General features: G+C 69.3%; 26 protein-coding genes. 17 read left to right on the top strand and 9 right to left on the bottom strand.

What is annotated here, in order from left to right; genetic code table 11:
- Positions 1-89 precede the first annotated feature (89 nt).
- Genes IE97_RS0109365 through IE97_RS0109350 form a run of 4 tightly spaced genes read right to left on the bottom strand, consistent with a single transcriptional unit; the run spans position 90 to position 4,906 of the window.
- On the bottom strand, positions 90-1,730 hold the full coding sequence (locus tag IE97_RS0109365; RefSeq protein WP_030234605.1) for a glycoside hydrolase family 13 protein: 1,641 nt from the start codon (positions 1,728-1,730) through the stop codon (positions 90-92).
- A 26-nt stretch (positions 1,731-1,756) separates the two neighbouring features.
- Complete coding sequence (locus tag IE97_RS0109360; RefSeq protein ID WP_030234601.1) at positions 1,757-2,593, bottom strand: carbohydrate ABC transporter permease; 837 nt, start codon at positions 2,591-2,593, stop codon at positions 1,757-1,759.
- The gene (locus IE97_RS0109355; RefSeq protein WP_078603143.1) at positions 2,590-3,615 is read right to left on the bottom strand and encodes a carbohydrate ABC transporter permease; all 1,026 of its coding nucleotides are present in this window, start codon (positions 3,613-3,615) and stop codon (positions 2,590-2,592) included. The genes IE97_RS0109360 and IE97_RS0109355 overlap by 4 nt, the downstream gene beginning before the upstream one ends.
- Positions 3,616-3,622: 7 nt before the next feature.
- Positions 3,623-4,906 (bottom strand): ABC transporter substrate-binding protein, encoded by a 1,284-nt coding sequence (locus IE97_RS0109350; RefSeq protein WP_030234594.1) that lies wholly within the window; start codon positions 4,904-4,906, stop codon positions 3,623-3,625.
- A gap of 299 nt (positions 4,907-5,205) precedes the next feature.
- Here IE97_RS0109350 and IE97_RS0109345 point away from each other — a divergent pair, with 299 nt between their 5' ends.
- Both IE97_RS0109345 and IE97_RS0109340 read left to right on the top strand, forming a co-directional pair.
- Positions 5,206-6,240, top strand: a complete 1,035-nt coding sequence (locus IE97_RS0109345) for a LacI family DNA-binding transcriptional regulator (RefSeq protein WP_037835708.1) — start codon at positions 5,206-5,208, stop codon at positions 6,238-6,240.
- 157 nt (positions 6,241-6,397) lie between these two features.
- Complete coding sequence (locus tag IE97_RS0109340; RefSeq protein ID WP_030234586.1) at positions 6,398-6,634, top strand: hypothetical protein; 237 nt, start codon at positions 6,398-6,400, stop codon at positions 6,632-6,634.
- Positions 6,635-6,710: 76 nt separating this feature from the next.
- Here the strand turns inward: IE97_RS0109340 and IE97_RS0109335 are convergent, their stop codons facing one another.
- Complete coding sequence (locus IE97_RS0109335; protein ID WP_030234583.1) at positions 6,711-7,130, bottom strand: arsenate reductase ArsC; 420 nt, start codon at positions 7,128-7,130, stop codon at positions 6,711-6,713.
- Between the two features lie 45 nt (positions 7,131-7,175).
- On the opposite strand from IE97_RS0109335, the gene IE97_RS0109330 reads away from it, so the two are divergent.
- Positions 7,176-7,484, top strand: a complete 309-nt coding sequence (locus IE97_RS0109330) for an ArsR/SmtB family transcription factor (protein WP_030234578.1) — start codon at positions 7,176-7,178, stop codon at positions 7,482-7,484.
- A complete protein-coding gene (gene arsB, locus IE97_RS0109325; RefSeq protein ID WP_030234574.1) occupies positions 7,481-8,593 on the top strand; it encodes an ACR3 family arsenite efflux transporter in 1,113 nt (370 codons plus the stop codon). Before IE97_RS0109330 ends, arsB begins: the two co-directional genes overlap by 4 nt.
- A 98-nt stretch (positions 8,594-8,691) precedes the next feature.
- Here the strand turns inward: arsB and IE97_RS0109320 are convergent, their stop codons facing one another.
- Positions 8,692-9,069, bottom strand: coding sequence for an ArsR/SmtB family transcription factor (locus IE97_RS0109320; protein WP_030234571.1), 378 nt, complete (start codon positions 9,067-9,069; stop codon positions 8,692-8,694).
- 143 nt (positions 9,070-9,212) lie between these two features.
- On the opposite strand from IE97_RS0109320, the gene IE97_RS0109315 reads away from it, so the two are divergent.
- Together IE97_RS0109315 and IE97_RS0109310 are read left to right on the top strand one after the other, a co-directional pair.
- Positions 9,213-10,592, top strand: a complete 1,380-nt coding sequence (locus tag IE97_RS0109315) for an FAD-dependent oxidoreductase (protein WP_051704888.1) — start codon at positions 9,213-9,215, stop codon at positions 10,590-10,592.
- A 26-nt stretch (positions 10,593-10,618) separates the two neighbouring features.
- The gene (locus tag IE97_RS0109310) at positions 10,619-11,077 is read left to right on the top strand and encodes an ArsI/CadI family heavy metal resistance metalloenzyme (protein ID WP_030234563.1); all 459 of its coding nucleotides are present in this window, start codon (positions 10,619-10,621) and stop codon (positions 11,075-11,077) included.
- 25 nt (positions 11,078-11,102) lie between these two features.
- Here the strand turns inward: IE97_RS0109310 and IE97_RS0109305 are convergent, their stop codons facing one another.
- Positions 11,103-11,426 (bottom strand): helix-turn-helix domain-containing protein, encoded by a 324-nt coding sequence (locus IE97_RS0109305; RefSeq protein WP_030234558.1) that lies wholly within the window; start codon positions 11,424-11,426, stop codon positions 11,103-11,105.
- Positions 11,427-11,792: 366 nt separating this feature from the next.
- Here IE97_RS0109305 and IE97_RS0109300 point away from each other — a divergent pair, with 366 nt between their 5' ends.
- From IE97_RS0109300 to IE97_RS0109285, 4 genes are all read left to right on the top strand, one after another.
- On the top strand, positions 11,793-12,266 hold the full coding sequence (locus tag IE97_RS0109300; protein WP_030234554.1) for a GntR family transcriptional regulator: 474 nt from the start codon (positions 11,793-11,795) through the stop codon (positions 12,264-12,266).
- Between the two features lie 4 nt (positions 12,267-12,270).
- Complete coding sequence (locus tag IE97_RS0109295) at positions 12,271-13,209, top strand: ABC transporter ATP-binding protein (protein ID WP_030894409.1); 939 nt, start codon at positions 12,271-12,273, stop codon at positions 13,207-13,209.
- Positions 13,206-14,270, top strand: coding sequence for an ABC transporter permease subunit (locus IE97_RS0109290; protein WP_030234547.1), 1,065 nt, complete (start codon positions 13,206-13,208; stop codon positions 14,268-14,270). Before IE97_RS0109295 ends, IE97_RS0109290 begins: the two co-directional genes overlap by 4 nt.
- Before the next feature lie 201 nt (positions 14,271-14,471).
- A complete protein-coding gene (locus tag IE97_RS0109285) occupies positions 14,472-14,705 on the top strand; it encodes a hypothetical protein (protein WP_030234543.1) in 234 nt (77 codons plus the stop codon).
- Positions 14,706-14,723: 18 nt separating this feature from the next.
- Here the strand turns inward: IE97_RS0109285 and IE97_RS0109280 are convergent, their stop codons facing one another.
- Positions 14,724-15,926, bottom strand: a complete 1,203-nt coding sequence (locus IE97_RS0109280; protein WP_030234538.1) for an IS110 family transposase — start codon at positions 15,924-15,926, stop codon at positions 14,724-14,726.
- A 538-nt stretch (positions 15,927-16,464) separates the two neighbouring features.
- The gene (locus tag IE97_RS0109275; RefSeq protein WP_003974483.1) at positions 16,465-16,902 is read right to left on the bottom strand and encodes a hypothetical protein; all 438 of its coding nucleotides are present in this window, start codon (positions 16,900-16,902) and stop codon (positions 16,465-16,467) included.
- A 629-nt stretch (positions 16,903-17,531) separates the two neighbouring features.
- Between IE97_RS0109275 and hemL the strand changes: the two genes are divergently transcribed.
- The 7 genes from hemL (at position 17,532) to ccsB (ending at position 25,290) form a co-directional block, all read left to right on the top strand.
- Entirely contained in the window at positions 17,532-18,848 is a 1,317-nt protein-coding gene (hemL, locus tag IE97_RS0109265) for a glutamate-1-semialdehyde 2,1-aminomutase (protein ID WP_030234531.1), read from the top strand.
- A complete protein-coding gene (locus tag IE97_RS0109260; RefSeq protein WP_030234527.1) occupies positions 18,845-19,546 on the top strand; it encodes a histidine phosphatase family protein in 702 nt (233 codons plus the stop codon). The genes hemL and IE97_RS0109260 overlap by 4 nt, the downstream gene beginning before the upstream one ends.
- Before the next feature lie 119 nt (positions 19,547-19,665).
- Positions 19,666-20,961, top strand: coding sequence for a hypothetical protein (locus IE97_RS0109255; RefSeq protein ID WP_078603141.1), 1,296 nt, complete (start codon positions 19,666-19,668; stop codon positions 20,959-20,961).
- A 66-nt stretch (positions 20,962-21,027) separates the two neighbouring features.
- Positions 21,028-21,654 carry a TlpA family protein disulfide reductase gene (locus IE97_RS0109250; protein ID WP_030234519.1) on the top strand — a complete coding sequence of 209 codons (627 nt, stop codon included), beginning with the start codon at positions 21,028-21,030 and terminating at the stop codon, positions 21,652-21,654.
- Between the two features lie 13 nt (positions 21,655-21,667).
- Positions 21,668-22,450: a cytochrome c biogenesis CcdA family protein gene (locus IE97_RS0109245; protein WP_030234515.1), complete on the top strand. Its 783-nt coding sequence runs from the start codon at positions 21,668-21,670 to the stop codon at positions 22,448-22,450.
- Positions 22,451-22,453: 3 nt separating this feature from the next.
- The gene (resB, locus tag IE97_RS0109240; protein WP_030234511.1) at positions 22,454-24,211 is read left to right on the top strand and encodes a cytochrome c biogenesis protein ResB; all 1,758 of its coding nucleotides are present in this window, start codon (positions 22,454-22,456) and stop codon (positions 24,209-24,211) included.
- A complete protein-coding gene (gene ccsB / locus IE97_RS0109235; RefSeq protein ID WP_030234507.1) occupies positions 24,208-25,290 on the top strand; it encodes a c-type cytochrome biogenesis protein CcsB in 1,083 nt (360 codons plus the stop codon). Before resB ends, ccsB begins: the two co-directional genes overlap by 4 nt.
- Positions 25,291-25,343 lie beyond the last annotated feature (53 nt).

The raw sequence follows: 25,343 nt of genomic DNA, 5'->3' as shown, positions 1-25,343 counted from the left end.
CTCCGCGCGGGCGGCCCCGGGACGAAGCCGGGTACCGCGCGGGCCACCTCGTCGGTCTCCGCCGGAGCGGCTCCTCCCCCTCACCGATGTCAGACCGTCAGCCACACCGCCTGGTCCGGGCCCACACGGCCGTTCTCGAGCGGGCCGCTGGCCAGCAGCAGTGCGGAGTGGGCGGGCGGTTCGTACGGATCGGCCGACAGGTTGACCACGCAGACGAAGCCCGGCTCGCGGCTGAAGGCCAGGACGCCCTCGGGGGCGTCCAGCCAGGTCATGGTGCCGTCGCCGAGGGCGGGGTTGTCGCGGCGGAGGCGCAGGGCCGTGCGGTAGAGCTCCAGCATGGAGTCCGGGTCGCCGGTCTGGGCTTCCACGCTCAGTGCGGCCCAGTCGGCGGGCTGCGGCAGCCACGGCTCGGCCGTGCTGCCGTCGGGGCTGAAGCCGTAGGGGGCGATCCGGCCGGACCAGGGGATCGGGACGCGGCAGCCGTCACGGCCCCGGTCGGTGTGGCCGGAACGCTCCCAGGTCGGGTCCTGGAGGACGGACTCGGGCAGGTCCTCGACCTCGGGCAGGCCCAGTTCCTCGCCCTGGTAGACGTAGGCGCCGCCGGGCAGGGCGAGCATCAGCAGGGCGGCGGCCCGGGCACGGCGGGTGCCGAGTTCCAGGTCGAGGGGGCCCTCCGGGCGGTAGGTCTCGTTGGCCACCCAGCGCTTGGTGGTCCGGCGGCCGTAGCGGCTGGGGTGGCGCATGACGTCGTGGTTGGACAGGACCCAGGTGGCCGGTGCGCCCACGGCGCCCAGCATGGCGAGGGAGTCGTCGATGACGGCGCGCAGGTCCTTCGGGGCCCAGCTCGACATGAGGAAGTCGAAGTTGAAGGCGGTGTGCAGTCCGTCCGGGCGGACGTACGCCGCCAGTCGTTCGGGTGTGTCCGCCCAGGCCTCGGCGACGAAGGCGCGGTCGCCGGGGAACTCGTCGGCCACCCTGCGCCAGCTCCGGTAGATCTCGTGCACCTCGTCCCGGTCCCAGTGCGGGTGGTCGACGTGCCGCAGGGGCTGTCCGGCGTCCGGGTCCCGGCGCGGCGGCAGGTCGGGCAGCTCCGGGTGTTTGATCAGGCCGTGGGCGACGTCGATGCGGAAGCCGTCCACGCCCCGGCTGAACCAGAACCGCAGGACCGACTCGAACTCGGCCCGCACCTCCGGGTGTTGCCAGTTCAGGTCGGGCTGCTGGGGTGCGAACAGGTGCAGGTACCACTGCCCGTCGGGCAGCCGGGTCCAGGCCGGGCCGCCGAAACAGGAGACCCAGTCGTTCGGGGGCTGCGAACCGTCGGGTCCGCGGCCGGGGCGGAAGACGTACCGCTCGCGCTCGGGACTGCCGGGGCCGGCGGCGAGGGCGGCCCGGAACCAGGCGTGCTGGTCGGAGGTGTGATTGGGCACGATGTCGGGAATCACGCGGATCCCGTGCGCGTGCGCCTCCTCGATGAGCTGCTCGGCCTCGGCCAGGGTGCCGAAGCGCGGGTCGATGTCCCGGAAGTCGGCGACGTCGTAACCGTGGTCGGCCATCGGCGACTTGTACCAGGGGTTGATCCAGATGGCGTCCACGCCGAGGGACTTCAGATAGGGCAGCCGGGAGCGGATGCCGGCGATGTCGCCGACGCCGTCGCCGTTGCCGTCGGCGAAACTGCGGATGTAGACCTGGTAGATGACGGCACTGCGCCACCAGGGGGCGGTCGGGGACACGTGGCTCCTTCTGAGGCGGGGCGTGACTACTTCGCTGCGCCGGCGGTGAGTCCGGCGACGATGCGGCGCTGGAAGAACAGCACCATGACCACCAGCGGGACGGTGACGAGCACACCCGCGGCCATCTGACTGCCGAAGGGGGTCTCGTACGTCGTCGCGCCGGTGAACTTGGAGATGGCGACCGTGGCGGTCTGCATGCCGGGCTTGTTGGTCATCGACAGGGCGATGAGGAACTCGTTCCAGGCGGCGATGAAGGTGATGATCGCGGTGGTGAAGATGCCCGGCGCCGCGAGCGGCACGATGACCTTGCGGAAGGCCTGGCCGCGGGTGCAGCCGTCGACCATGGCGGCGTGTTCCAGTTCGTCGGGCATCTGCCGGAAGAACGTGGTCAGGTTCCACACGGCCAGCGGCAGGGCGAAGGACATGCTGGGCACGATCATCGCCCGGTAGGTGTTGATCCAGCCGATGTCGGTGAACAGCTTCAGCAGCGGCACGACGATCGACACCACCGGGAACATCGACGTGGCGATGATCAGCGTGAGGATCAGCCGCTTGAAGCGGAACTCGAGGCGGGCCATCGCGTACGCGGTGAACGTCGCGAGCAGCAGCGCCAGTACGGTCGTGATGCCCGCGACGACCAGGCTGTTGAGCAGCGCGCGTCCGAAGCCCTGCTCGGGGTCGAACACCGCCCGGTAGTTCTCGAAGGACAGCGGCGACGGGACGAGCGTGGTGTCGAAGATGTCGCCGGTGCGGCGCAGGCTGGAGACCAGCATCCAGTAGAACGGGGCCAGGCAGTACGCCACCACCGCGACGACGCCCGCGTACACGAGCGCGCCCCGCCATTTCGCCGTGCTCGTCGTCATGCCGTCACCTCCCCGCGGCGGAGGAAGCCCCGGCGCCCGCGGCCGCCGCCACCCCCGACCAGATCCGTACCCAGCAGCCGGACGAAGGCGAGCGCGATCAGGAAGACGTAGAGGAAGAGGATCACCGCGTACGCGGAGGCGGGACCGAAGCGGACGTTGGACGCCTCGTTCTGCGCGAGCATCGACAGCGTCTCCACGGAGTGTTTCTGCGCGCCGACGAGGATGTAGGGCAGGTCGAACATCCGCAGCGCGTCCATGCACCGGAACAGCACCGCCACCAGCAGCGCGGGCTTCACCAGCGGCAGGGTGATGTGCCAGAACTGGCGTACCGGGCGGGCCCCGTCCATGCGGGCCGCCTCGTAGACCTCCTTCGGGATGACCTGCAGTCCGGCCAGCACCAGCAGCCCGATGAAGGGCGCCGTCTTCCACACCTCGGCGACGATGACGGCGACCTTGGCGTGCAAGCCCTCGGTGGTCCACAGGATCTGCTGCCCGATCAGCGCGTTGGCGACACCGTCGCTGTTGAAGATCCACCGCCACAGCAGCCCGGAGATGGCCGTCGGCACCGCCCAGGGCACCAGGATCCCGGCCCGCACCAGGGCCCGGCCCCGGAACGCCTTGTGCATGATGAGGGCCATGGCCACGCCGATCACGGTCTCCAGTCCGACCGTGACGACGGTGAAGAACGTGGTGTTCCAGAAGGCGTTCCAGAACCGCGCCCCGGCCTCGCCGAAGATCTCGGCGTAGTTCTGGAGCCCGACGAACGGCTCGGTGTCGCTGATGAAACCGGTCGCCGGATCCAGCCCTTTCGGCCCGTACAGCGACTCCTTCAGCGCCATGAGCGTCGGGTAGAGCACGACGACCGTCAGCACCAGCAGCGTCGGGGAGACCAGCAGCGCGGCCAGCCGCCCCGCCCCGGCGGTGGCCCGGCCCGGCCGCCGTGTCCGTACGCCGACAGGACTGCCGTTCGTACGGGGGCGGCCCGCGCCGGTCGCCTCCGGCGAAGCATCCGTCTGAGTCATGGCGCCGTCACTCCGCCGCGGTCTTCCGCAGCGCCTTCTGCAGGTCCTTCAGTGCCTGCGCGCTGCTCTTCTCACCGGTCAGGGCGGCGTACGCCTCCTGCTGGACCGCCGAGGTCACGTCCCCGTACTGCACCACCCTGGGCCGCGGCACGGCCCGCAGGACGGACTCCTTGAGCACCGGCAGGTACGGGTACTGCTTGATGAGTGACTTGTCGTCGTACAGCGCGGCGTACGGCGGCGCGAGGGAGGCGTCCCTCAGGAAGGTCGCGGTGTTCTCCTCGCTGGTCATGAACTCGATGAAGTCCAGGGCCGTCGCCTTGTTCTTCGCCGACGAGGACACGGCCATGTTGTGGCCGCCGAGACTGGAGGAACCGGGCCCGTTCATACCGGGCAGGGGCGCGACCGCGAACTTGCCCTTGATGCCGCTCTTCTGGGCCAGGGAGTACATGTACGGCCAGTTGCGCAGGAAGACGAGCTTGCCGGACTGGAAGGCCTGGCGGCCGTCCTCCTCCTGGTAGGTGATGGCCTCCTTGGGGATCGTCCGGTCCTTGAAGGACTTGACGAGGAAGTCCAGGCCCTTCTTCGCCTCCGGGGTGTCGACGTCCGGCCGGCCGTTCGCGTCGGTGACCCGGCCGCCCGCGGAGTGCACGGCCTCGGCGAAGTTCACCGTCAGTCCCTCGTACTTCTGGAACTGTCCGGCGTAGCAGGACATGCCCTTCGCCTCGGGAAGCTTCTTCACCTTGGCGCAGGCGTCGGTCATCTCGCCCCAGGTGGCGGGGGGTTGGGCGACTCCGGCCTTCTTCAGCAGGTCGGAGCGGTAGTAGAGCATGCCGCCGTCCGAGCTGCTGGGCACCGCGTACAGGCCGCCGCGGTACTTCGAGGTCTCCACCACCGGCTTCAGCATCTTCCCCATCGGGAACCGCTTCTCGGGCAGCTTGTCGATCCACTGGTGGGCGGCGAACTCCGAGGTCCACACGACGTCGAGGGACAGCACCGTGTAGGCGTCGGACTTCGTCTCCGCGTTCTGGATCATCTGCTGGCGCTGCGCGTCCGCGTCCGTCGGCAGCTGGATGAAGGTGACCTTCTCCTTCGGGTGCGCCTTGTTCCAGCGGTCCAGCATCGGCTGGACGGTGCCGGTGGTGTCCTTGCCGGCCACGTAGGTGATGGGCCCGCGCCCTTCGAACGACGGTGTACCGGCCTGCCCGGATCCGCCGCCGGACGAGCCGCAGGCGCTGAGGAGAAGCCCGGTGGCGGCGAGCGCGGCCGCTCTCGTCGTGGTCTTGTTCGTCACTGTCTCTCCTGGTCGTGCGGAGCCGGGTTCACGGCTTGTGAGACTGCGTTGTCACGAGATACGGCAAGAAAACATGCAGGTAGAAGCAGTGATTGCGAACCTGACCGCGAGGCGTTCAAGGCCGTCGGGACAACGCTTGCAAGCTAGGGGTGCGGTTTGCTGAAGTCAATGCGTTACGTCGGAGTAATCAGGTAAAAGCTGGGGTCGCATCCACGTGAAAGCGCTGTCACGACAGTGGGGAAATAGGCGAATTCCTGTGCTACCGTCCGCTCATGCCTCCAGCTCAGCGGCACCCCACCATGGCCGACGTGGCCGAACGGGCCGGGGTCTCCACCTCCACCGTCTCCCGCACTCTGCGCGGCCTGTCCACGGTCTCCCCGGAGGTCCGCGCCCGCGTCGAGAAGGCCGCTCGCGAGCTGAACTTCGCCGTGTCACGGCAGGCCGCGAGCCTGGTCACGGGCCGGACCGGGACGGTGGCGGTGCTGGTCCCGACGCTCAACTCGTGGTTCATGGGATCCGCCCTGTCCAGCCTGGCCCCGCTGCTCCGGGCGGCTGGCATGCAGCTCAACGTCTACGAGATCCCCGCCATGGCCGAGCGCACCTCGTTCTTCGAGCACCTTCCGGCTCGCCGCAACGCCGACGCGCTGCTGGTGTTCTGCTTCGACCTGACCGACGAGGAGACCGCCCGGCTGGACGACCTCGGCATGCCGGTGATCTACGTCAGCCAGCACGTCGACGGGCGCCCGAGCGTCTACGTCGACGACGTGGCCGGCGCCCTGCGCGGCACCCGGCACCTGCTCAACCTCGGCCACCGCCGTATCGCCTTCGTCCAGACGGTGGGCGTGAGCGGCTTCTCCTTCAGCTCCAACGAGCGGCTGCTCGGCTACCAGCAGGCGCTCACCGAAGCGGGTGTTCCGCTCGACGACGACCTGGTGGTGTCCACCTGGCCCGGCAGCAAGCGCGCCGCCGCCGAGTCGCTCGGCGCCCTGCTGAGCCTGCGCGAGCCCCCGACCGCCGTCTTCGCCGAACAGGACGAGGTCGCGGTCGCCCTCATCTGGAACCTGCGCAAGACCCAGATCCCCGTACCCGAACGCATCTCCGTGCTCGGCTTCGACGACCAGCCGCTGGCCGACTGGTTCGACCTGTCCACGGTCGCGCAGTCACCGTCGGACATGGGGCGGGAGGCCGGGGAACTCGCCCTGAAGCTCATCAACGACTCGGGGGACACGGGACAGGACCATGAGCGGCACGTCGTCCTGCCGACGTATGTGATCCCGCGGGCCACGACGGCGCCGGTGGCCGGGAGTTGGGAAGCGGAAGGGGATGGAGCCTGACACCCGGAAGCCCGGGCGCTGTTTATGGCCGACCCGTGCAGGAAGTTGATCTTCTGCGCCCGTGAAGTGCGAAGTCAGAGCGGATGGACCTGATCTGACGGTCAGCCAGATCGGCGCCCCTAGACTGTGCCGGTCGTCAGAAGGATCGGAGCATGACATGCGTCGCCACGCCACCGCTTTCGTGGCAGTGAGTGTCCTCGCGCTCGCCGGATGCGCGCAGGACTTCGACAAGGGCCCGGAGGGCAAGGTCACCGACAAGATCAAGGACGGTAAGAAGTTCTACCTGGTCGTCGATCCCGCCAAGGCCGGCGACGAGACGGAGTTCCGGGTCAGTAAGTACGACTACCACGACTGCAACCGGGGCTCGAAGTACCCCAAGTGCGTCGACGGCTGAGGGCGGTACCGCACCCCTTGCTCAAGCGCGGTTCTCGATGAAGACGACCTCGCGTATCCCGGAGCCGGTCCTGAGGTCACGCCTCCTGAGCGGCGTCGATCTCGGCGATCAGGGCCTCGATGCGGGTCTTGATCTCGTCACGGATGGGGCGGACAGCCTCGACGCCCTTGCCGGCCGGGTCTTCCAGCGCCCAGTCGAGGTACTTCTTGCCCGGGAAGATCGGGCAGGCGTCGCCGCACCCCATGGTGATGACGTAGTCGGAGGCCTGGACGGCCTCGGTGGTGAGGATCTTCGGCTCGGCGCCGGCGATGTCGACGCCGACCTCCTTCATGGCCTCTACGGCGGAGGGGTTGACCTGGTCGCCCGGGACGGAGCCTGCGGAGCGGACCTCGATCCGGTCGCCCGCGAGGTGGGAGAGGAATCCGGCAGCCATCTGCGAGCGCCCGGCGTTGTGAACGCAGACGAACAGCACGGAGGCGAGCGGGCTGGAGGGCATCGGTACTTCCTTCGACGGCTCGGAGTGATGTGACAGTATCAGTCCATGCTGACATCAGTCGACACTGATCTGATCCGGGTTCTGGCCGACCCGCTCAGGCTCCACATCGTGACCTTGCTGGCCAAAGAGACGCTGTGCACCACCCACCTGGTGGAGGAGACCGGCGCCCGGCAGACGAACCTCTCCAACCACCTGAGAGTGCTGCGCGAGGCCGGGGTCGTCGAGACGGAGCCGTGCGGCCGGTACACGTACTACCGGCTGCGCCCGGACGTCATCGCCGGGCTCGCCGGCCGGTTCGCCGACCTGGCCGAGTCCGCTCGCAATGCCGCCGACAACAAGAGGGCCTGCCCGTGACCCGCACCGAAGCATCCGCGACCACCGCCGAGGAGCCCTCGGTCGTCGCGAAGCTGTCGACGCTCGACCGTTTCCTCGCCGTGTGGATCCTCGCCGCGATGGCCCTCGGGCTCGGCCTGGGCCGTGTGATCCCCGGCCTGAACGACGCTCTGGCCAAGGTCGAGATCGGCGGCATCTCCCTGCCGATCGCCATCGGCCTGCTGGTCATGATGTACCCGGTCCTCGCCAAGGTCCGTTACGACAGGCTCGACGCCGTCACCGGCGACCGGCGGCTCATGGTCTCGTCGCTGGTCATCAACTGGATCGTCGGCCCGGCGGTCATGTTCGCGCTGGCCTGGATCTTCCTGCCGGACCTGCCCGAGTACCGCACCGGCCTGATCATCGTCGGCCTCGCCCGCTGCATCGCCATGGTCATCATCTGGAACGACCTGGCCTGCGGCGACCGTGAGGCGGCTGCCGTCCTGGTGGCCCTCAACTCGGTCTTCCAGGTCCTGGCCTTCGGAGTCCTGGGGTGGTTCTACCTCGACCTGCTGCCCGCCTGGCTCGGCCTGGGCAACGGCGAGCACCTCGACATCTCCATGTGGAAGATCGCCCTGAACGTCGTCATCTTCCTCGGCATCCCGCTGCTGGCCGGCTTCCTCACCCGCCGCGTCGGCGAACAGAAGCTGGGCCGCGAGCAGTACGAGTCGGGCTTCCTGCCCAAGATCGGCCCGTGGGCGCTGTACGGCCTGCTCTTCACGATCGTCATCCTCTTCGCCCTGCAGGGGAGGACCATCACCTCGCAGCCGCTGGACGTCGCCCGCATCGCGCTTCCGCTGCTGGTGTACTTCGCCGTGATGTGGTTCGGCACGTTCGCCCTCGGCAAGGTCATCGGCCTCGCCTACGACCGCACCGCGACCCTCGCCTTCACGGCGGCCGGCAACAACTTCGAGCTGGCCATCGCGGTCGCCATCGCCACCTTCGGCGTCACCTCCGGCCAGGCGCTGTCCGGTGTGGTCGGCCCGCTGATCGAGGTGCCGGTCCTGGTCGCGCTGGTCTACGTGTCCCTGGCCTGGCGGCGGAAGTTCACCGCCGGTCGGCGGCTGACGGCGGCACCGCAGGAGAGCTGACTCCTCGCGACCGCGGCAACGTCCGCCCGGGCGTGTCCGTCCTGCCGAGAGCGACGGCAGACGGCCTCGCCCGGGGGGCCGTCGGTGCCGAAGGCGGGTCAGACCGCGGCCGGCGCGATGGTCAGCAGCTTGCCCATCGCGGCCAGCACGGACGGCTCGACGCGGTAGTAGACCCAGGTGCCGCGCCGCTCGGAGGTCAGCAGCCCGGCCTCCTTCAGCTTCTTCAGGTGGTGGCTCACCGTCGGCTGGGAGACGCCGACATCGGAGATGTCGCACACGCACGCCTCGCCGCCCTCGTGCGAGGCCACTGCCGAGAACAGCCGAAGCCGCACCGGGTCTCCCAGGGCCTTGAACATCCGCGCGGCCGTCTCGGCCTCCTCGGCCGTGAACGGGCGCTCGGTGAGGGGTGGGCAGCACGGTGCCACGGCCTCGGGAAGCCCGGGTTCCAGCAGCGGAAGCACCCTCGTATTCGACATGCATCTATGTTGACATACGCCGAATCACGAAGGGGGACCTGCGGCCATTAATTCGATAGATGTCTATGTTGACGGTCGTCGAAGCAGGTGTCATGCTGAAGCGGAAGAAGTAATCGACGAATGTCGAATCAAAGGGGAATCTCGTGGCCGTCTCCACCAACAGCGTGCCCACCACTGACGAGCTGCCCGTCGTGGTCATCGGAGCCGGCCCGGTCGGCCTGGCCGCGGCGGCCCATCTCGTGGAGCGCGGCCTCGAACCGCTGGTCCTGGAAGCCGGGCCGTCGGCCGGCACCGCCGTGCGCGGTTGGGCACACGTGCGGCTGTTCTCCCCCTGGTCGGAGGTCACCGACCCGGCCGCGGAGAAGCTCCTGTCCCCGACCGGCTGGACCCGCCCCGACGGCTCCGCGTACCCGACCGGCGGTGACTGGGCCGAGCAGTACCTGCAGCCTCTCGCCGACGCCCTCGGCGGCAAGGTCCGCTACGGGGCGACCGTGACCGGCGTCGCCCGGGCCGGTCGCGACCGTGTCGTCGACTCAGGCCGTGACGAGCAGCCCTTCACCGTGCACGTCGCGCGGGCCGATGGCCGTGAGGAACGGATCAGCGCCCGCGCGGTCATCGACGCCTCCGGCACCTGGTCCACACCCGGCCCGATGGGCGCCGACGGTCTGCCCGCCCTCGGCGAGAAGTCCGCCGCCGACCGCATCTCCTACCGCGTCCCCGACCTGCGTGACCCGGCCGTACGCGCCCGGTACGCGGGCAAGCGCACCGCCGTGGTCGGCTCCGGCGCCTCCGCCTTCACCGCCCTCGCCTCCCTCGCGGACCTTGCCGAGGACGAGCCGGGCACCCACGCGGTGTGGATCCTCCGGCGCGGCATCACCGGCTCCACCTTCGGCGGCGGCGAGGCCGACCAGCTGCCCGCTCGCGGCGCCCTGGGCCTGCGTGCCAAGGCCGCTGTCGAGGCCGGGCACGCGAGCACGGCGACCGGATTCCGTACACAGGCCGTGGAACGCGACGGCGACCGGCTCGTCCTCGTGGACGAGCACGGCCGCCGCATCGACCCGGTCGACGAGGTCATCGTCCTGACCGGCTTCCGCCCGGACCTGTCCTTCCTCTCCGAGCTCCGCCTCGGCCTCGACGAACGCCTCCAGGCCCCGACCGCACTCGCCCCGCTGATCGACCCCAACGTCCACTCCTGCGGCACCGTCTACCCGCACGGCGTCAACGAACTGTCCCACCCCGAACCGGGCATCCACCTGGCCGGCATGAAGTCCTACGGTCGCGCCCCCACCTTCCTCGCCCTGACCGGCTACGAGCAGGTCCGCTCCATCACCGCCGCCCTCGCCGGCGACCACGAGGCCGCCGAGCGCGTCGAACTCACCCTCCCGGAGACCGGCGTGTGCGGTGGTGCCGGCCTGTTCGACGAGCCCGACACCGCCCGGAACAGCGAGGGCGGCGGGTGCTGCGCCGCCCCGGCCACCCTGCGGATCGGCACCGGCGCCCCGGCCTCGACCGGCGGCTGCTGACACCACACCTCAAGAGGAGGACCGCCATGTCCCGTGTACAACTCGCCCTCCGCGTCCCGGACCTTGCCGCGTCCGTGGCCTTCTACAGCAAGCTGTTCGGTACCGAGCCCGCGAAGCTCCGCGACGGCTACGCCAACTTCGCCATCGCCGAGCCCCCGCTCAAGCTCGTCCTGATCGAAGGCACGGCGGGGGAGGCGACCCGCATGGACCATCTCGGCGTCGAGGTGGAGAACACCGAAGCCGTCCAGGCCGCGACAACCCGCCTGACCGACGCCGGACTGACCACCGACGTGGAGAACGACACGACCTGCTGCTACGCCCTCCAGGACAAGGTCTGGGTCAGCGGCCCCGGCCAGGAACCCTGGGAGGTCTACGTCGTCAAGGCCGACGCGGACTCCCTGGCCAAGCAGCAGGGCAGCACGTGTTGCGACAACTCCGCCGAGAGCAACGCCAAGGAACCGGCCGGAGCGGGCGGTTGCTGCTGATCCGCCCGGTCTCCCAGCCGGCGGCTCAGGCGGCGCGCGGGGTGAAGGTGACGTGCGAGTCACCTTCGTCGATAGTCAGGTTCAGCGTGCCCTCCAGGGCCTTGGCCAAGCGCCGCAGCAGCGGGAGAGCCGGCACGGTGTCGCCGCCCTCCATCCGGGAGGCCTGGGGCTGAGTCATCCCAGCCCGCTCTGCCAGTTCCACCTGTGACAGGCCGAGCTCGATCCGGCGGTTGTAGACCGCCTGCCCGAGATCGCCGGCCAGTCGTGCATCGACGTATTCCTGGTCGTACTCCACTGCCTCACCCGCGAGCTGCCGGGCCCGGCGCGTCCTCCATGTGCTGTGGTTCATCAGCTCTCCTTGCGCCGCTCGTAAGTGTGCTGGGCATGGCCATGTTCGGCCTCGCAGACCTTCTGGGCTTGGTGCGCACGCTCGACTTCCGCCGCTTCACGCATCCTGGTCGAAGTACCGGTGGTACCACGACGCTCCATCGCTCACGTCCCTTTACTCCTGTGTGCCTCGGCCATCTGGCGAACCTTCAACACCGCCCCCCGGCCCCCGGATGAAGGCCTGGACCCAGGCTGACCACCGAAACGTTGTCCAAGAAGCCCCTCCGGTCACTTCGGACAACCCAGTCCCCGTCCTCCTCGCTGCCCGGTCGGGGTTGACAACCGCCCTCGCATCCCTCCACCATCATTCCACTAATCAAGTAGTGGAATGATGGTGGTGATCTTGGAGTACCGCATCGACAGGCGGAGCGGGGTCCCCGCCTTCCAGCAGATCGTGCAGCAGACCAAGCAGGCCCTCCGACTGGGCGTCCTGGTGCCGGGTGACCGGCTGCCCACCGCCAAGGAGGTCGCCGAGACCAGCACGGTCAACCCGAACACCACCCTCAAGGCGTACCGCGAGCTGGAGCGCGAGGGCCTCGTCGAACCGCGACCGGGCCAGGGCACCTTCGTACGCCGCACGCTGGCCCGCCCCTCGGCAGGCACCGACTCACCGCTGTACGCCGATCTGGTGGCGTGGATGTCGAAGGCGGCCGGGGCCGGTCTGGAGCAGGAGGACGTGGCCGCACTGGTCACGTCGGCGATGGAGAAGCAGTACGCCGCCGGGAACGCGCCGGCAACGGGGTCCACGACAGCGTCGGCCGCGACAACGGGGTCCACGACAACTAGGAGCACAGGTGAGTGACGGTATGTACGCGGGGGAGCCGGCGCTTGAGGCGTACGGACTGGGGATGCGCTACCGGCGGGGCTGGGCGCTGCGGGACTGCTCCTTCCGGCTCCCGGCGGGCCGGATCTGCGGGCTGGTGGGACCCAACGGGGCGGGCAAGACCACGCTGCTGAACATCGCGGCCCATGTCCTGGAGCCGACGAACGGCTCGATCAGCCTGTTCGGCGAGACGCCGGGCTCGGCGGAGTCCGGCCGGCGCACCGCGTTCCTCGCCCAGGAGAAGCCACTGTTCCGCCGCTTCACCGTGGCGGAGACCCTGCGACTGGGCCGGGAACTGAACCCCGGCTGGGATCAGCGCGCCGCCGTGGACATCATCCGCGCGGGCAACGTGCCCTTCGAGGCGAAGATCGGCACCCTCTCCGGCGGTCAGCGCACCCGTGTCGCCATCGCCCTCGCCTTCGGCAAGCGCCCCGACCTGCTGCTGCTCGACGAGCCGATGTCGGATCTCGACCCGGTCGTGCGCCACGAGATCATGGGCATCCTCCTCGCCGAGGCCGCCGAGCACGGCACCACCGTGCTGATGTCCACCCACGTCCTCGCCGAACTGGAGAACGTGTGCGACTACCTCGTCGTCGTCTCCGGCGGCGGAGTGCGCCTCGCCGGTGACGAGGACGAGCTGAGGTCTGTGCACACCCTGGTCACCGGGGCGAGGGAGGGCGACGGTCTGCCCGCCGCCCTCGGGCACCACACCCTCGTCGAGTCCCGGATCAGCGGACGGCAGTTCACCGCCCTCGTCCGCCCCGAGGGCCCGATCACCGGCGCCTGGGAGACGGACACCCCGAACATGGAGGAACTCCTGCTCGCCTACCTCCGCTCACCCGACGCACCACCGCTGATCACCCCCACCGCCCAGGTCCAGGGCCAGGGGTACGCGTTCGGCACCGGGACGGTGGCGGCATGAGCACCTTCACCAGCGCCTCGAACCCGACCGGCAGCACGACCGGCACCTCGACCGACGGCAAGAACGGGACCATGAACGCGACCACCACGGAGGCCACCCGTCGCCCCCGCCTCAGCGGTATGACCTGGCTGGTCTGGCGTCAGCACCGGGCCGCGTTCTGGTCGATACTCGCCGCCACCGCGCTCTCCGTGGCCTGGATGGTCTACCAGCGCGGCCAGATGACGGACTTCCTCGACGGCTACGGCTACCCCGCCAAGAGCCTGGACGAGACGGGCAACGACTTCCAGCGGTACGTCGACGCGTTCTCCTTCGTTTCCTTCGGTCTCGGGGCGATCCCCATCCTGCTCGGTGTCTTCCTCGGCGCCCCGCTGCTCGCGGGTGACCTGGAGAACGGCACGGCCAAGCTGGTCGCTGCCCAGTCCATGAGCCGGGCCCGCTGGCTCGCCACGAAGCTGGCGCTGGCCGGGCTGGTGGTCGTGGTGAGTACGGGCGTGCTGTCGGCGGTGTTCGGCTGGTGGTGGAACCCCGTCAAAAAGTCCGATGTCACGGTCATGGACTGGATCTCCAGCGAGGCCTTCAACAACACGGGCCCGGTGCCCGTCGCCCTCACCATCTTCTCCGTGTTCAGCGGGGTCGCGATCGGTCTGGTGCTGCGCCGCACGCTGATGGCCATGGTCGTCACCTTCGGGTTCACCGTGGCCGTCCAGCTCGTCTGGTCCTACTCCATCGTGTCGCTCGGCAACACTGTCACCATCACGACGAACAAGGGCGTCATGGGCGAGAACGGGTCCCCGTCGCTCCCCCACGGCGCCTACGAGATCGACTACTCGTTTGTCACCGGCAGCGGGGATCTGGTGGGGTTCGGCACCTGTTCGGGGTCGCAGACCGACGCGGCACGGCAGGTGTGCCTGGACAAGGCCGATGTCGTGGGCTGGTCGGTGGAGTACCTCCCGATGTCGCAGATGAACGGTATGCAGTGGCTCGGGGCGTCGATTCTGTTCGCCCTGACGGCCGGTGTCGTGGCGTTCCTCTTCCTCTGGGGACGTAAGCGGCTCGTCTGAGTCCGTACGTCCCGGTCCGTACGTCCCGCGCCCCTTTTAAAAGGGGCGCCTCATTTCCCCCTTTGTTCGCCGTGAACACCCCCTGGCGGGCGTCTCGCCTCCGTGCTCCTGGACGCGGGGGGGGTGCCCCTATGCGTTAGGTCAAGGTCAAAGGCCAGTAGGTTCGTGCGGTCGAGTGCGGGCTGAGCCATAGGGGTGTGCATGAGTGATAGCCAGGTCACGATCAAGCTCACGAGTGACGAGGCACTGGTGCTGTCGCACTGGCTGGAGAAGCTCCAGATGACGGACCTCAGCCGTGTTGTCGACGATCCGGCGGTGTGGGTGCCGATCCATCGGATCGCCGGAACGCTGGACAAGGCGCTTCCTGAGCTTTTCGCGCCTGACTATGACCAGCGGCTTGAGGCCGCTCGCCAGAGGCTTCGCCCCGAGGACTGATCGAGCGGTCCGAACTCCTCACCTGGCCGCTGCGGGTTCGGGCTCGTAGAAGGTTCCGTCGCGGAGCATCGCGAAGAGGACATCGGCCCGGCGTCTGGCGAGGCAGAGCAGGGCCTGGGTGTGGTGCTTGCCCTGGGCGATCTTCTTGTCGTAGTAGGCCCGCGATGCCGGGTCGCCCAGAGCAGCGAGTGCGGAGAGGGAGAAGGCCCGTTTGAGCTGCTTGTTCCCTCTCCTGGGCGGTTGTTCGCCGCGGATCGAGGAGCCCGAACTCCGGGTTGCCGGGGCGAGTCCCGCGTATGCGGCGAGGTGGCCGGCGGTCGGAAAGGTGCTGCCGTCGCCGACCTCGATCAGGATGCGGGCTCCGGTCCTGACACCGATGCCCGGCATCGAGGTCAGGACTTTGGAAAGAGGGTGGGCCTCCAGGAGTTCCTCGATCCGCCCGGCCAGCAGTTTCCGCTGGTCAAGGACGGTGGCCAAGGATCCGGCCAGGCTCGGGACGATCAGTGCGGCCGCCTCGGTGCCGGGCACCACCACGGTCTGTTCGTCCAGGGCGGCGAAGATCTCCTCGACCAGCCGCTCGGCCATCCTCGGCGCCTTGGGCCGCAGCAAGGCGACCAGCCGCCGCCGTCCGGCCTTGCGTATCTGGGCCGGAGACCCGAACCGTTCCAGAAGCGTGAGGACGGCCGGATGCTGCAACCGCGGCCCCAGCACTCGCTCCAGCGACGGATGGATCTGGGTCAGCAGGCCGTGCAGCCGGTTCGCGACCCGGGTGGCCTCGCCGGCCAGGTCGTCGTCGAACCCGGCGATCATCTCAAGCTCGGCGATCGTCTCGTCCTCTCCGTCGATCGCCCGCAGCGTGTGCGGCATCGCCCGGGCCGCGTCCGCGATGATGAACGCGTCCCTCGCATCCGTCTTCGCCTCACCCGGGTAGAGGTCGGCGATCCTCCGCATCGTCAGCCCGGGCAGGTAGGCGACCGGGCAGCCCATGTCTCGCGCAACGGCCAGCGGCAGGGCCCCAATCGAGGCTGGCTGGTCGACCACGACCAGCAAGGTCCCGTGCTTGGCCTGGAGTTTCGCGAACAGCTCGCGGAGCTTGGGCTCGGTGTTGGGCAGGCGCTTGTCGAACGCCTTCTTCCCGGCTGGGGTGACGGCGGTGGCGTGGTGTTCGCCCTTGCCGACGTCCAGGCCGAGGAAGACGTCGATGTCGCCGGTGTCGATCACGTGCAGGCCCCTCCATCACGCTTTCGTCCGGCCTTGCCTGGGCACCGAGCTGCCACATCCACGTTACGGAGAGCTCTTCCGGCTCGGGTGAAGCCGGTGCTCAAGCCCCTCATCAGCGGTCTGTCGATGCCTCCGGGCCCGGTGACACCACCCCCCGGATCATGAACAACAAGGGGGGGGAAGTCATGCCGGACCCGAAGGCCGGAGGCCCCATTGCGGAGCCACGAAGAAGGTAACGGGGGGGAGCATCAAGGTGCTCTCCGAGTACCTCGGCCACTCGGATCCTGGCTTCACGCTCCGGACGTACACGCATCTTCTGCCGTCAAACGAGACTCGCACCCGCAAAGCGATCGACGATGCCTTCATCGAGGCTGAAGCAGGGGAAGTCGAGGCGGAAGGCAGTGGCGACCCGCCCGCCACCCAGGGCACATCAGCACCCCCCAGCAAAATCAATGCGCCCTGGCCGCGTGACGGCCCCTCTCCGGCACGGAAAAGGGCGAGGCCCGAAGACCCCGCCCGCACCCTACGAAACCCCAGCTCAGGGCCACACAAGGCAATACGGCTGATGCCCCGCCTCATGCAGCCGGTGGCTGAAGTCCTGCCACTCATGCAGCAGTTGGTACACGTTGAACGCGTCCCGGGGCCCACCCCGGTCCGGGACCGTCGACCAGATGAAGGCCGCCGCGCCCACCGCCTCCTCGCCGATGCCCCGCAGGGGGTCGACGACGGTCATCGGGAGCTTGACCACCGCGTAGTCGGGGTGCAGGACGACGAGTTCCAGCGGCGGCACCTTGTGCAGGGGGACGCCTTCGATGCCCGTCAGGACCATCGCGGCCATGGTCTCCGGCTTTATCTTCGTGAACATGCCGTTCATGCCGAGCTCGTCGCCGCCGAGCTCCTCCGGACGCATCGAGATCGGGACGCGGGCCGCGGTCGCGCCGTCCGGCGCGCCGAAGTACTTGTACGTCACCCCCACCCGACCACCATTCCTGCTTCCGGCCCGAAGATCGTCCACACGACGTTCAGTACGTCCGTCGAGCCGCTCCGGTTCACTCGGTAGTCCCTGGGGCCGACGTGTTTCCTGCGTGTCCTCCGCCTCGCGCCGGTGCCTTCCCCGCCGGGCACGTCGAGGACCCAGGTCATCAGTCCCCTCGCCCAGTCCGCCACCGCGATGCATATCTCCACCCGACTGCTTTTCTAGGACGCGTCGCCCCCGCCGCGCAACCCGATCATCGTGTCAGTGACCTCCCCCGCGGCCGCCCGCCGAAACGTGCGCTGAAACAACTGTCCGCAGGATCTTCGCAGCCTCCGACCACCGTGGGCCGTTTGAGCTGCGTGTATCAGGTCCAGTCTCGCAGACGACCGGCGATCGCGGGCCGGTCGCCTCGGCCGTCCCTTCATTCTTCTCCCTGTCCTACCCTGAACAGGTCCCTCAGGGGCCCTTTCACCATGCCCGTCCGGGTCGCGCGGCCTGGCACCGCACCTCGCCGCGTTGCCGCAACGCCCACGCACCGGACCACGCGACCTGATCGGACGCTCATAGTGAAAGGACCCCTCACCCCCGGATTCCGACGACGTCGGAGAAGGTCGGAGAAGTCGCAGGTCATGAGCGAACTGGCATATCCGTATGAAGCACCGGCCTCGCAGGCTCTGTTCGACCGTGCGGCGGCCGTCACACCGGGTGGCGTGAACTCGCCGGTGCGGGCCTTCCGCGCGGTCGGCGGCACGCCGCGGTTCATGGTGTCCGGCACCGGGCCGTACCTGACGGACGCCGACGGGCGGGAGTACGTGGATCTCGTGTGCTCCTGGGGGCCCATGATCCTCGGGCACTCGCACCCCGAGGTGATCGCCGCCGTGCAGGACGCCGTCTCCCGCGGTACGTCCTTCGGTACGCCCGGTGAGGGCGAGGTCGCCCTCGCGGAGGAGATGGTCGCGCGGGTCGCGCCGCTGGAGCAGGTGCGGCTCGTCTCCAGCGGGACCGAGGCGACCATGTCCGCGATCCGGCTCGCCCGCGGGTTCACGCAGCGCACCAAGGTGATCAAGTTCGCCGGGTGTTACCACGGGCACGTCGACTCGCTGCTCGCCGCCGCCGGCAGCGGCGTCGCGACCTTCGCGCTGCCCGACACCCCGGGCGTCACCGGCGCCCAGGCCGGTGACACCGTCGTCCTGCCGTACAACGACCTCGACGCCGTGCGGGCCGCGTTCGCCGCCCACCCGGGCGAGATCGCCTGCGTGATCACCGAGGCTTCCCCGGGCAACATGGGCGTGGTGCCGCCCGCGGACGGCTTCAACCAGGGGCTCAAGGACCTCTGCGCCGAGAACGGCGCCCTCTACATCTCCGACGAGGTCATGACCGGCTTCCGGACCAGCCGCGCCGGGTGGTACGGCGTCGACGGCGTGGTCCCCGACCTCATGACCTTCGGCAAGGTCATGGGCGGCGGCTTCCCGGCCGCGGCCTTCGGCGGGCGTGCGGACGTGATGGCGCACCTCGCTCCGGCCGGGCCCGTCTACCAGGCCGGCACCCTCTCCGGGAACCCCGTCGCCACCGCTGCCGGGCTCGCCCAGCTGCGCCTCCTCGACGACGCCGCCTACGACAAGGTCAACGCCGTGTCGAAGGAGATCCAGGGCCTCGTCACCGACGCGCTGACCAAGGAGGGCGTCGCGCACCGGCTGCAGACCGCCTCCAACATGTTCTCCGTGTTCTTCACCGACCGTCCGGTGCGGAACTACGAGGACGCCAAGGCGCAGGAGTCGTTCCGCTTCACCGCCTTCTTCCACTCGCTTCTCGCGGACGGCGTCTACCTGCCGCCGTCGTCGTTCGAGTCCTGGTTCGTGTCCACCGCGCACGACGAGCGGGCCGTGCAGCGCATCGCCGACGCCCTCCCGGCGGCGGCCCGAGCGGCCGCGGAGGCCACGGCATGAGCAGCGAGAACAGCGGCGGCGGCAACGGCGACATCACCGTCGTCCACCTCATGCGGCACGGCGAGGTCGCCAATCCGGACGGGATCCTCTACGGGCGGCTGCCCGGCTACCACCTCTCCGAGCTGGGCCGCCGGATGGCCGACCGGGTCGCCGAGCACCTGTCGAGCCGAGATGTGACGCATGTCGTCGCCTCCCCGCTGGAGCGGGCGCAGGAGACGGCGGAGCCGATCGCCAAGGCGCACGGGCTGGACCTCGCCACCGACGAGCGGCTGATCGAGGCCGCCAACATCTTCCAGGGGAAGACGTTCGGGGTCGGGGACGGCGCGCTGCGCAAGCCCGGCAACTGGAAGCACCTGGTGAACCCGTTCCGGCCGTCCTGGGGCGAGCCGTACGTCGACCAGGTCGTACGGATGATGAACGCGCTGAGCGCGGCGAAGGACAAGGCCCGGGGGCACGAGGCGGTCGTGGTCAGCCACCAGCTGCCGATCTGGATCGTGCGGTCGTACGTCGAGCGGCGGCGGCTGTGGCACGACCCGCGCAAGCGGCAGTGCACGCTCGCGTCGCTGACGACCTTCACGTACCAGGGCGACCGGATCGTCTCCGTCGGCTACAGCGAGCCGGCCCGCGATCTCGTCCCGGCCCATCTCCTCGCCGGGGCCAAGCCGGTGAAGGGGCAGGACAAGGCATTCGGCGCGTAAGCCCTTTCTGTTCGCTTCTGATCCTTCCGTTACGGAATCTGCAAGTTTCGGCGGAACCTCCCCGTTCGTCACGTCCTCTGACTGGGTGACCACCAGAGAACGTGACGAACGGGGATGCCATGCGCCCTTACTCCCGCAGGGGAATGCTCGGACTCGGCGCGGGGGCCGCGGCCGCCGTCTCGCTCGCCGGCTGCGGCGGCCTCACCGGGTCAGATGACTCCCGTCCCGCCGATGGTTCCGGCAGCTCCGCGCAGGGCGGCTCCAAGCCCCAGCCCAAGCCGGCCGCCCGGCCCATCGGCGACGGCTCCACCGCCTACACCGGCAAGCAGCCCCACCAGCCCAAGAAGCCCGAGCCGCTGGAGCCCGGTCAGACCCCGCCGCAGTTCGTGGTGTTCTCCTGGGACGGCGCCGGCGAGGTCGGCAACGGCCTGTTCCCGCGCTTCCTGGACCTGGCCAAGGAGCACGGCGCGAGCATGACCTTCTTCCTGTCCGGGCTGTACCTGCTGCCCGAGTCGAAGAAGCGCCGCTACGACCCGCCGAACAACCCGCGCGGCGCCTCCGACATCGGCTACCTCACCGACGAGCACATCAAGGACACGCTGAAGAACGTCCGCCGGGCGTGGCTGGAGGGCCACGAGATCGGCACCCACTTCAACGGGCACTTCTGCGGCGAGTCCCGCGGCTCGGTCAAGAACTGGACGCCCCGGCAGTGGCGCAGCGAGATCGACCAGGCGAAGTCCTTCGTGAAGGAGTGGCGCACCAACACCGGCTGGACCGACCTGCCGTCGCTGCCGTTCGACTACGACAAGGAGCTGGTCGGCGGCCGTACGCCCTGTCTGCTCGGCCAGGACAACCTGCTGCCCACCGCCCGTGAGCTCGGCTGGCGCTACGACGCCTCCTCGCCCGGCGGCCGTCAGGTGTGGCCCGTGAAGCGGCAGGGGATCTGGGACCTGCCCTTGCAGCAGATACCTTTCCCCGGTCGCGGCTTCGAGGTGCTCGCCATGGACTACAACATGCTGGCAAACCAGTCCATAAGCACCACAAAGGCACCCGCGCACAACTACCCGGGCTGGCGGGAGCAGTCGGCCCAGGCGTACATCCAGGGATTCAAGCGGGCATACGAGACAAACAGGGCGCCCCTCTTCATCGGCAACCACTTCGAGCAGTGGAACGGCGGCATCTACATGGACGCCGTCGAGGAGGCCTTCAAGCACATCGCCCGGGAGAAGGAGAAGGGCGCGGATGTGCGCCTCGTCTCCTTCCGGCAGTTCACCGACTGGCTGGACGCGCAGCGGCCCGAGGTGCTCGCGAAGCTCCGGACGCTCGAGGTCGGGCAGCAACCGGCAGGGGGCTGGAAGGGGTTCGTCGAGAAGAACCCGCAGAGGGCCGGTACGCCCTCGCGAAACGCCGCCTGAAATGCGGTTTTCCGCCCGCAAGGGGGGCGGGCGAGAGCCCCGGAACGGACATGCGAAACTTTTCACATGAGTGCCGCCAGCCGCGCCCCCCTGCGCTCGACCCGCACCCGCCGCGTCCGCCGCGCCGCCCTGACCGCCGGCGCCGCCGTGGTCGCGCTGCTCGTCTCCGCGTGCGGCTCCGGCGGCACCTCCGGCGGGGGCGGCAACACCAACTTCGTCACCGGCACCGACGGCATCGCCACCGTCGCCGAGGGCGAGCGCACCCCGGCACCCGACCTGTCCGGCAAGACCATCGCGGGCAAGACCCTCGACGTCGCCGACTACAAGGGCAAGGTCGTCGTCCTCAACGTGTGGGGCTCCTGGTGCAACCCCTGCCGCGCCGAGGCCAAGTACTTCGCGAAGGTCTCCAAGGCGTACGCCGACAAGGGCGTGCAGTTCGTCGGCATCAACACCCGCGACACCTCCACCGGCGCCGCCCTCGCCTTCGAGAAGGACTGGGGCATCACCTACCCCAGCCTCTACGACCCCACCGGCAAGCTGCTGCTGCGCTTCGACAAGGGCACCCTCAACCCGCAGGCGATCCCCTCCACCCTCATCCTCGACCGGAACGGGAAGATCGCGGCCCGCTCGCTGTCCGCGCTCAGCGAGGAACGGCTGCTGAAGATGCTCAAGCCGGTCGTCGCGGAGAAGTGAGCGGAGCAGCGACGTGAGCGCAGTCACCGGCACCGCGGTACTCGCCGCGGCCACCGACCCCAACACGACCGTCCTCAACGGCGCGCTGCTGGCGGCACTGCCCCTCGCCCTGCTCGCCGGACTGGTCTCCTTCTTCTCGCCGTGCGTCCTGCCGCTGGTCCCCGGCTACCTGTCCTATGTGACCGGCGTCACCGGCACCGACCTGGCCGAGGCGCGGCGCGGCCGGATGGCCGCGGGCGCCTCGCTCTTCGTCGCGGGCTTCACTGTCGTGTTCGTGTCCGGCGGAGCCCTGTTCGGCTACTTCGGGTCGACGCTCCAGGAGCAGCAGGGCGTCCTGTCCAAGGTGCTCGGCGTTCTCATGATCCTCATGGGTGTGTTCTTCATGGGGCTGATGCCCTGGATGAGCCAGCGGGAATTCCGCTTCCACCGGAAGCCGGTGACCGGACTGGTCGGTGCCCCCGTGCTCGGCGCGCTCTTCGGCATCGGCTGGACCCCCTGCATCGGCCCGACCCTCGCCTCCGTGCTCGCCCTGTCCTCGCAGCAGTCGAGCGCGGGCCGCGGTGCCATACTGACCGTCGCGTACTGCCTGGGCCTCGGCGTGCCGTTCGTGCTCGCCGCGGTCGCCCTCCGCAAGGCGCTCGGCGCCTTCGGCTGGGTCAAGCGTCACTACGTCTGGGTGATGCGGATCGGCGGCACCATGATGATCATCACCGGTCTGCTGCTGCTGACGGGCGTCTGGAACAGCCTCGTGCAGCAGATGCAGTCCTGGTCCGCCGGATTCGCCGTAGGGATCTGATCGATGAGCAAGACCACCGCCTCCGACCCGGCCCCCGCCGCAGCCGAGGACCAGGACCTGGGCGCCGCCGGCTCCCAGCTGTCCACCGCCCCCACGGAGGAACCCCCCAACCTGCCCTCCCTCGGCGTCATCGGCTGGGCCCGCTGGTTCTGGCGGCAGCTGACCTCCATGCGGGTCGCGCTGCTGCTGCTCCTGCTGCTCTCCCTCGGCGCGATCCCCGGCTCGCTCATCCCGCAGTCCGGCCAGGACGCGACGAAGGTCGCCGACTTCCGCAAGGGCAATCCCACCCTCGGGGACATCTACGACAAGCTCGGCCTCTTCCACGTCTACAGCTCGGTGTGGTTCTCCGCGATCTACATCCTGCTGTTCGTCTCCCTCATCGGCTGCATCGTGCCCCGCACCTGGCAGTTCGTGGGCCAGCTGCGCGGCCTGCCGCCGGGCGCGCCCAAGCGGCTGACCCGGCTGCCCGCCCACACCACCTGGCGCACCGCCGCCGAACCCGAGCAGGTCCACAGTGCCGCCCTGGCCCTGCTGAAGAAGCGCCGCTTCCGCGCCCACCTCGCCGGAGACTCCGTCGCCGCCGAGAAGGGCTACCTGCGTGAACTCGGCAACCTCGTCTTCCACATCGCCCTCATCGTGATGCTCATCGCCTTCGCCTGGGGGCAGCTCTACAAGTCCGAGGGCAACAAGCTGATCGTCGAGGGCGACGGCTTCTCCAACACCCTCACCCAGTACGACGACTTCAAGTCCGGCAACCTCTTCACGGCCGACGACCTGGTGCCGTTCAGCTTCAACCTGGACGAGTTCACCGGCACCTACGAGCGCACCGGCCCCAACAAGGGCACCCCGCGCACCTACCAGGCCGCGCTCGACTACAGCACCGGCCCCTACGGCAAGGACGAGAAGACCACCGTCAAGGTCAACCACCCGCTGGAGATCGGCGACGCCAAGGTCTACCTCGTCAGCCACGGCTACGCGCCCGTCATCACGGTCCGCGACGGCAAGGGCAAGGTCGTCTACGACAGCGCCGTACCGCTGCTGCCGCTCGACGCCAACGTCACCTCCTCCGGCGCCGTCAAGGTCCTCGACGGCTACCGCAACCCCCAGGGCAAGAAGGAACAGCTCGGCTTCAACGCGTTCTTCGTGCCCACCTTCGGCGGCTCCGCCAGCGGCACGATGCTGTCGCAGTTCCCGGCGCTGGACTCCCCGGTGCTCGCGCTGTCCGCCTACCACGGCGACCTGGGGGCCGACTCCGGCATCCCGCAGAGCGTGTACCAGATGGACAAGACCAACATGAAGGAGTTCAAGGACTCCGACGGCAAGCTGTTCAAGAAGCTGCTGCGGCCCGGCGAGACCATGAAGCTCCCGAACGGCGCCGGTTCGGTCACCTTCGGCAAGGACATCAAGGAGTGGGCCGGCTTCCAGGTCGTCCAGGAGCCCGGCGGCGGCTGGGCCCTCGCCGGGGCCATCGCCGCCATCGGCGGCCTCGCCGCCTCCCTGTTCATCCAGCGCCGCCGCGTCTGGGTGCGGGCGGTCAAGGGCGCCGACGGCGTCACCGTCGTCGAGATGGCGGGCCTCGGCCGCAGCGAGTCGGCCAAGGTCCCCGAGGAGCTCGGCGACCTCGCCGGGATCCTCTACGACGAGACACCGGCCGCCTCCGACACCGACGACCCCGCAGATTCGCCCGACCCCGACCCCGACCCCGACCGGGAGCCGGGCCACGACACCCCCGTACCCGCCGAAGGGGCTGAGAAGCGATGACTCTCGCCGCCGCCACCAACGAAAACCTCGCGAACATCAGCAATGTGCTGATCTACTCCGCGATGGCCGTCTACACCCTGGCCTTCTTCGCGTACATCGCCGAATGGATCTTCGGCAGCCGCAGCAAGGTCGCCAGGACCGCCGCCGCGCTCACCGCCAAGCCGGCCGAGGCGAAGAAGGGGCCCGCCGTCACCGTGAACCAGGCCGGCGGCACCGCCGTCCTGGAGCGGCCCAAGGTCACCGTGCGGGCGTCGGCCGGTCAGCGGGACGTGCCGGACGGGCCCGGGGCGCACGGCGGGGACGAGCAGGGCGACCTGTACGGCCGGATCGCCATCTCCCTCACCGTGCTCGCCTTCCTGGTCGAGGCCGCCGGCGTGCTGGCCCGTGCCCTGTCGGTGGAACGGGCGCCGTGGGGCAACATGTACGAGTTCAACATCACGTTCTCCACGGTCGCCGTCGGCGTGTACCTCCTGCTGCTGGCGCTGAAGAAGAACGTGCGCTGGCTCGGACTGTTCCTGACCACCACGGTCCTGCTCGACCTGGGCCTCGCGGTCACCGTCCTCTACACCGCCAGTGACCAGCTCGTTCCCGCCCTGCACTCGTACTGGCTCTACATCCACGTCTCGACGGCGATCATCTGCGGCGCGGTCTTCTACGTCGCCGCGGTCTCCACGATCCTGTACCTCTTCAAGGACTCCTACGAGACCAAGCTCGCGGGCGGCGGCACCCCCGGCACCTTCGCGACCTCCGTCCTGGAGCGGCTCCCCTCCTCCGCCTCCCTCGACAAGTTCGCCTACCGGGTCAACGCCGCCGTCTTCCCGCTGTGGACGTTCACGATCATCGCCGGCGCCATCTGGGCCGGTGACGCCTGGGGCCGCTACTGGGGCTGGGACCCCAAGGAGACCTGGTCCTTCATCACCTGGGTCGCCTACGCCGGCTACCTGCACGCCCGCGCCACCGCCGGCTGGAAGGGCCGCAAGGCCGCCTACCTGGCCCTCCTCGCCTTCGGCTGCTGGCTGTTCAACTACTACGGCGTGAACATCTTCGTCTCCGGCAAGCACTCGTACGCGGGCGTGTGACCGGGGCACGGCCAGTACGGGCCCGGCTCACATGAACGCCGTCTCGGCCTGAT

Origin of the sequence: Streptomyces sp. NRRL S-455, assembly GCF_000717875.1 — a bacterium.
GTDB lineage: Bacteria > Actinomycetota > Actinomycetes > Streptomycetales > Streptomycetaceae > Streptomyces.
The sequence above is the reverse complement of the archived record's forward strand: the minus strand, read 5'-3'. Positions and strand labels throughout refer to the sequence as shown.

Coding starts and splice junctions, on each gene's coding strand:
- IE97_RS0109360 (WP_030234601.1), bottom strand. CDS start 2,593: ATGACGACGAGCACGGCGAAATGGCGGGGCGCGCTCGTGTACGCGGGC.
- IE97_RS0109355 (WP_078603143.1), bottom strand. CDS start 3,615: ATGACTCAGACGGATGCTTCGCCGGAGGCGACCGGCGCGGGCCGCCCC.
- IE97_RS0109345 (WP_037835708.1), top strand. CDS start 5,206: ATGGCCGACGTGGCCGAACGGGCCGGGGTCTCCACCTCCACCGTCTCC.
- IE97_RS0109340 (WP_030234586.1), top strand. CDS start 6,398: ATGCGTCGCCACGCCACCGCTTTCGTGGCAGTGAGTGTCCTCGCGCTC.
- IE97_RS0109335 (WP_030234583.1), bottom strand. CDS start 7,130: ATGCCCTCCAGCCCGCTCGCCTCCGTGCTGTTCGTCTGCGTTCACAAC.
- IE97_RS0109330 (WP_030234578.1), top strand. CDS start 7,176: ATGCTGACATCAGTCGACACTGATCTGATCCGGGTTCTGGCCGACCCG.
- IE97_RS0109320 (WP_030234571.1), bottom strand. CDS start 9,069: ATGTCGAATACGAGGGTGCTTCCGCTGCTGGAACCCGGGCTTCCCGAG.
- IE97_RS0109310 (WP_030234563.1), top strand. CDS start 10,619: ATGTCCCGTGTACAACTCGCCCTCCGCGTCCCGGACCTTGCCGCGTCC.
- IE97_RS0109305 (WP_030234558.1), bottom strand. CDS start 11,426: ATGAACCACAGCACATGGAGGACGCGCCGGGCCCGGCAGCTCGCGGGT.
- IE97_RS0109300 (WP_030234554.1), top strand. CDS start 11,793: ATGATGGTGGTGATCTTGGAGTACCGCATCGACAGGCGGAGCGGGGTC.
- IE97_RS0109295 (WP_030894409.1), top strand. CDS start 12,271: ATGTACGCGGGGGAGCCGGCGCTTGAGGCGTACGGACTGGGGATGCGC.
- IE97_RS0109290 (WP_030234547.1), top strand. CDS start 13,206: ATGAGCACCTTCACCAGCGCCTCGAACCCGACCGGCAGCACGACCGGC.
- IE97_RS0109285 (WP_030234543.1), top strand. CDS start 14,472: ATGAGTGATAGCCAGGTCACGATCAAGCTCACGAGTGACGAGGCACTG.
- hemL (WP_030234531.1), top strand. CDS start 17,532: ATGAGCGAACTGGCATATCCGTATGAAGCACCGGCCTCGCAGGCTCTG.
- IE97_RS0109260 (WP_030234527.1), top strand. CDS start 18,845: ATGAGCAGCGAGAACAGCGGCGGCGGCAACGGCGACATCACCGTCGTC.
- IE97_RS0109255 (WP_078603141.1), top strand. CDS start 19,666: ATGCGCCCTTACTCCCGCAGGGGAATGCTCGGACTCGGCGCGGGGGCC.
- IE97_RS0109250 (WP_030234519.1), top strand. CDS start 21,028: ATGAGTGCCGCCAGCCGCGCCCCCCTGCGCTCGACCCGCACCCGCCGC.
- resB (WP_030234511.1), top strand. CDS start 22,454: ATGAGCAAGACCACCGCCTCCGACCCGGCCCCCGCCGCAGCCGAGGAC.
- ccsB (WP_030234507.1), top strand. CDS start 24,208: ATGACTCTCGCCGCCGCCACCAACGAAAACCTCGCGAACATCAGCAAT.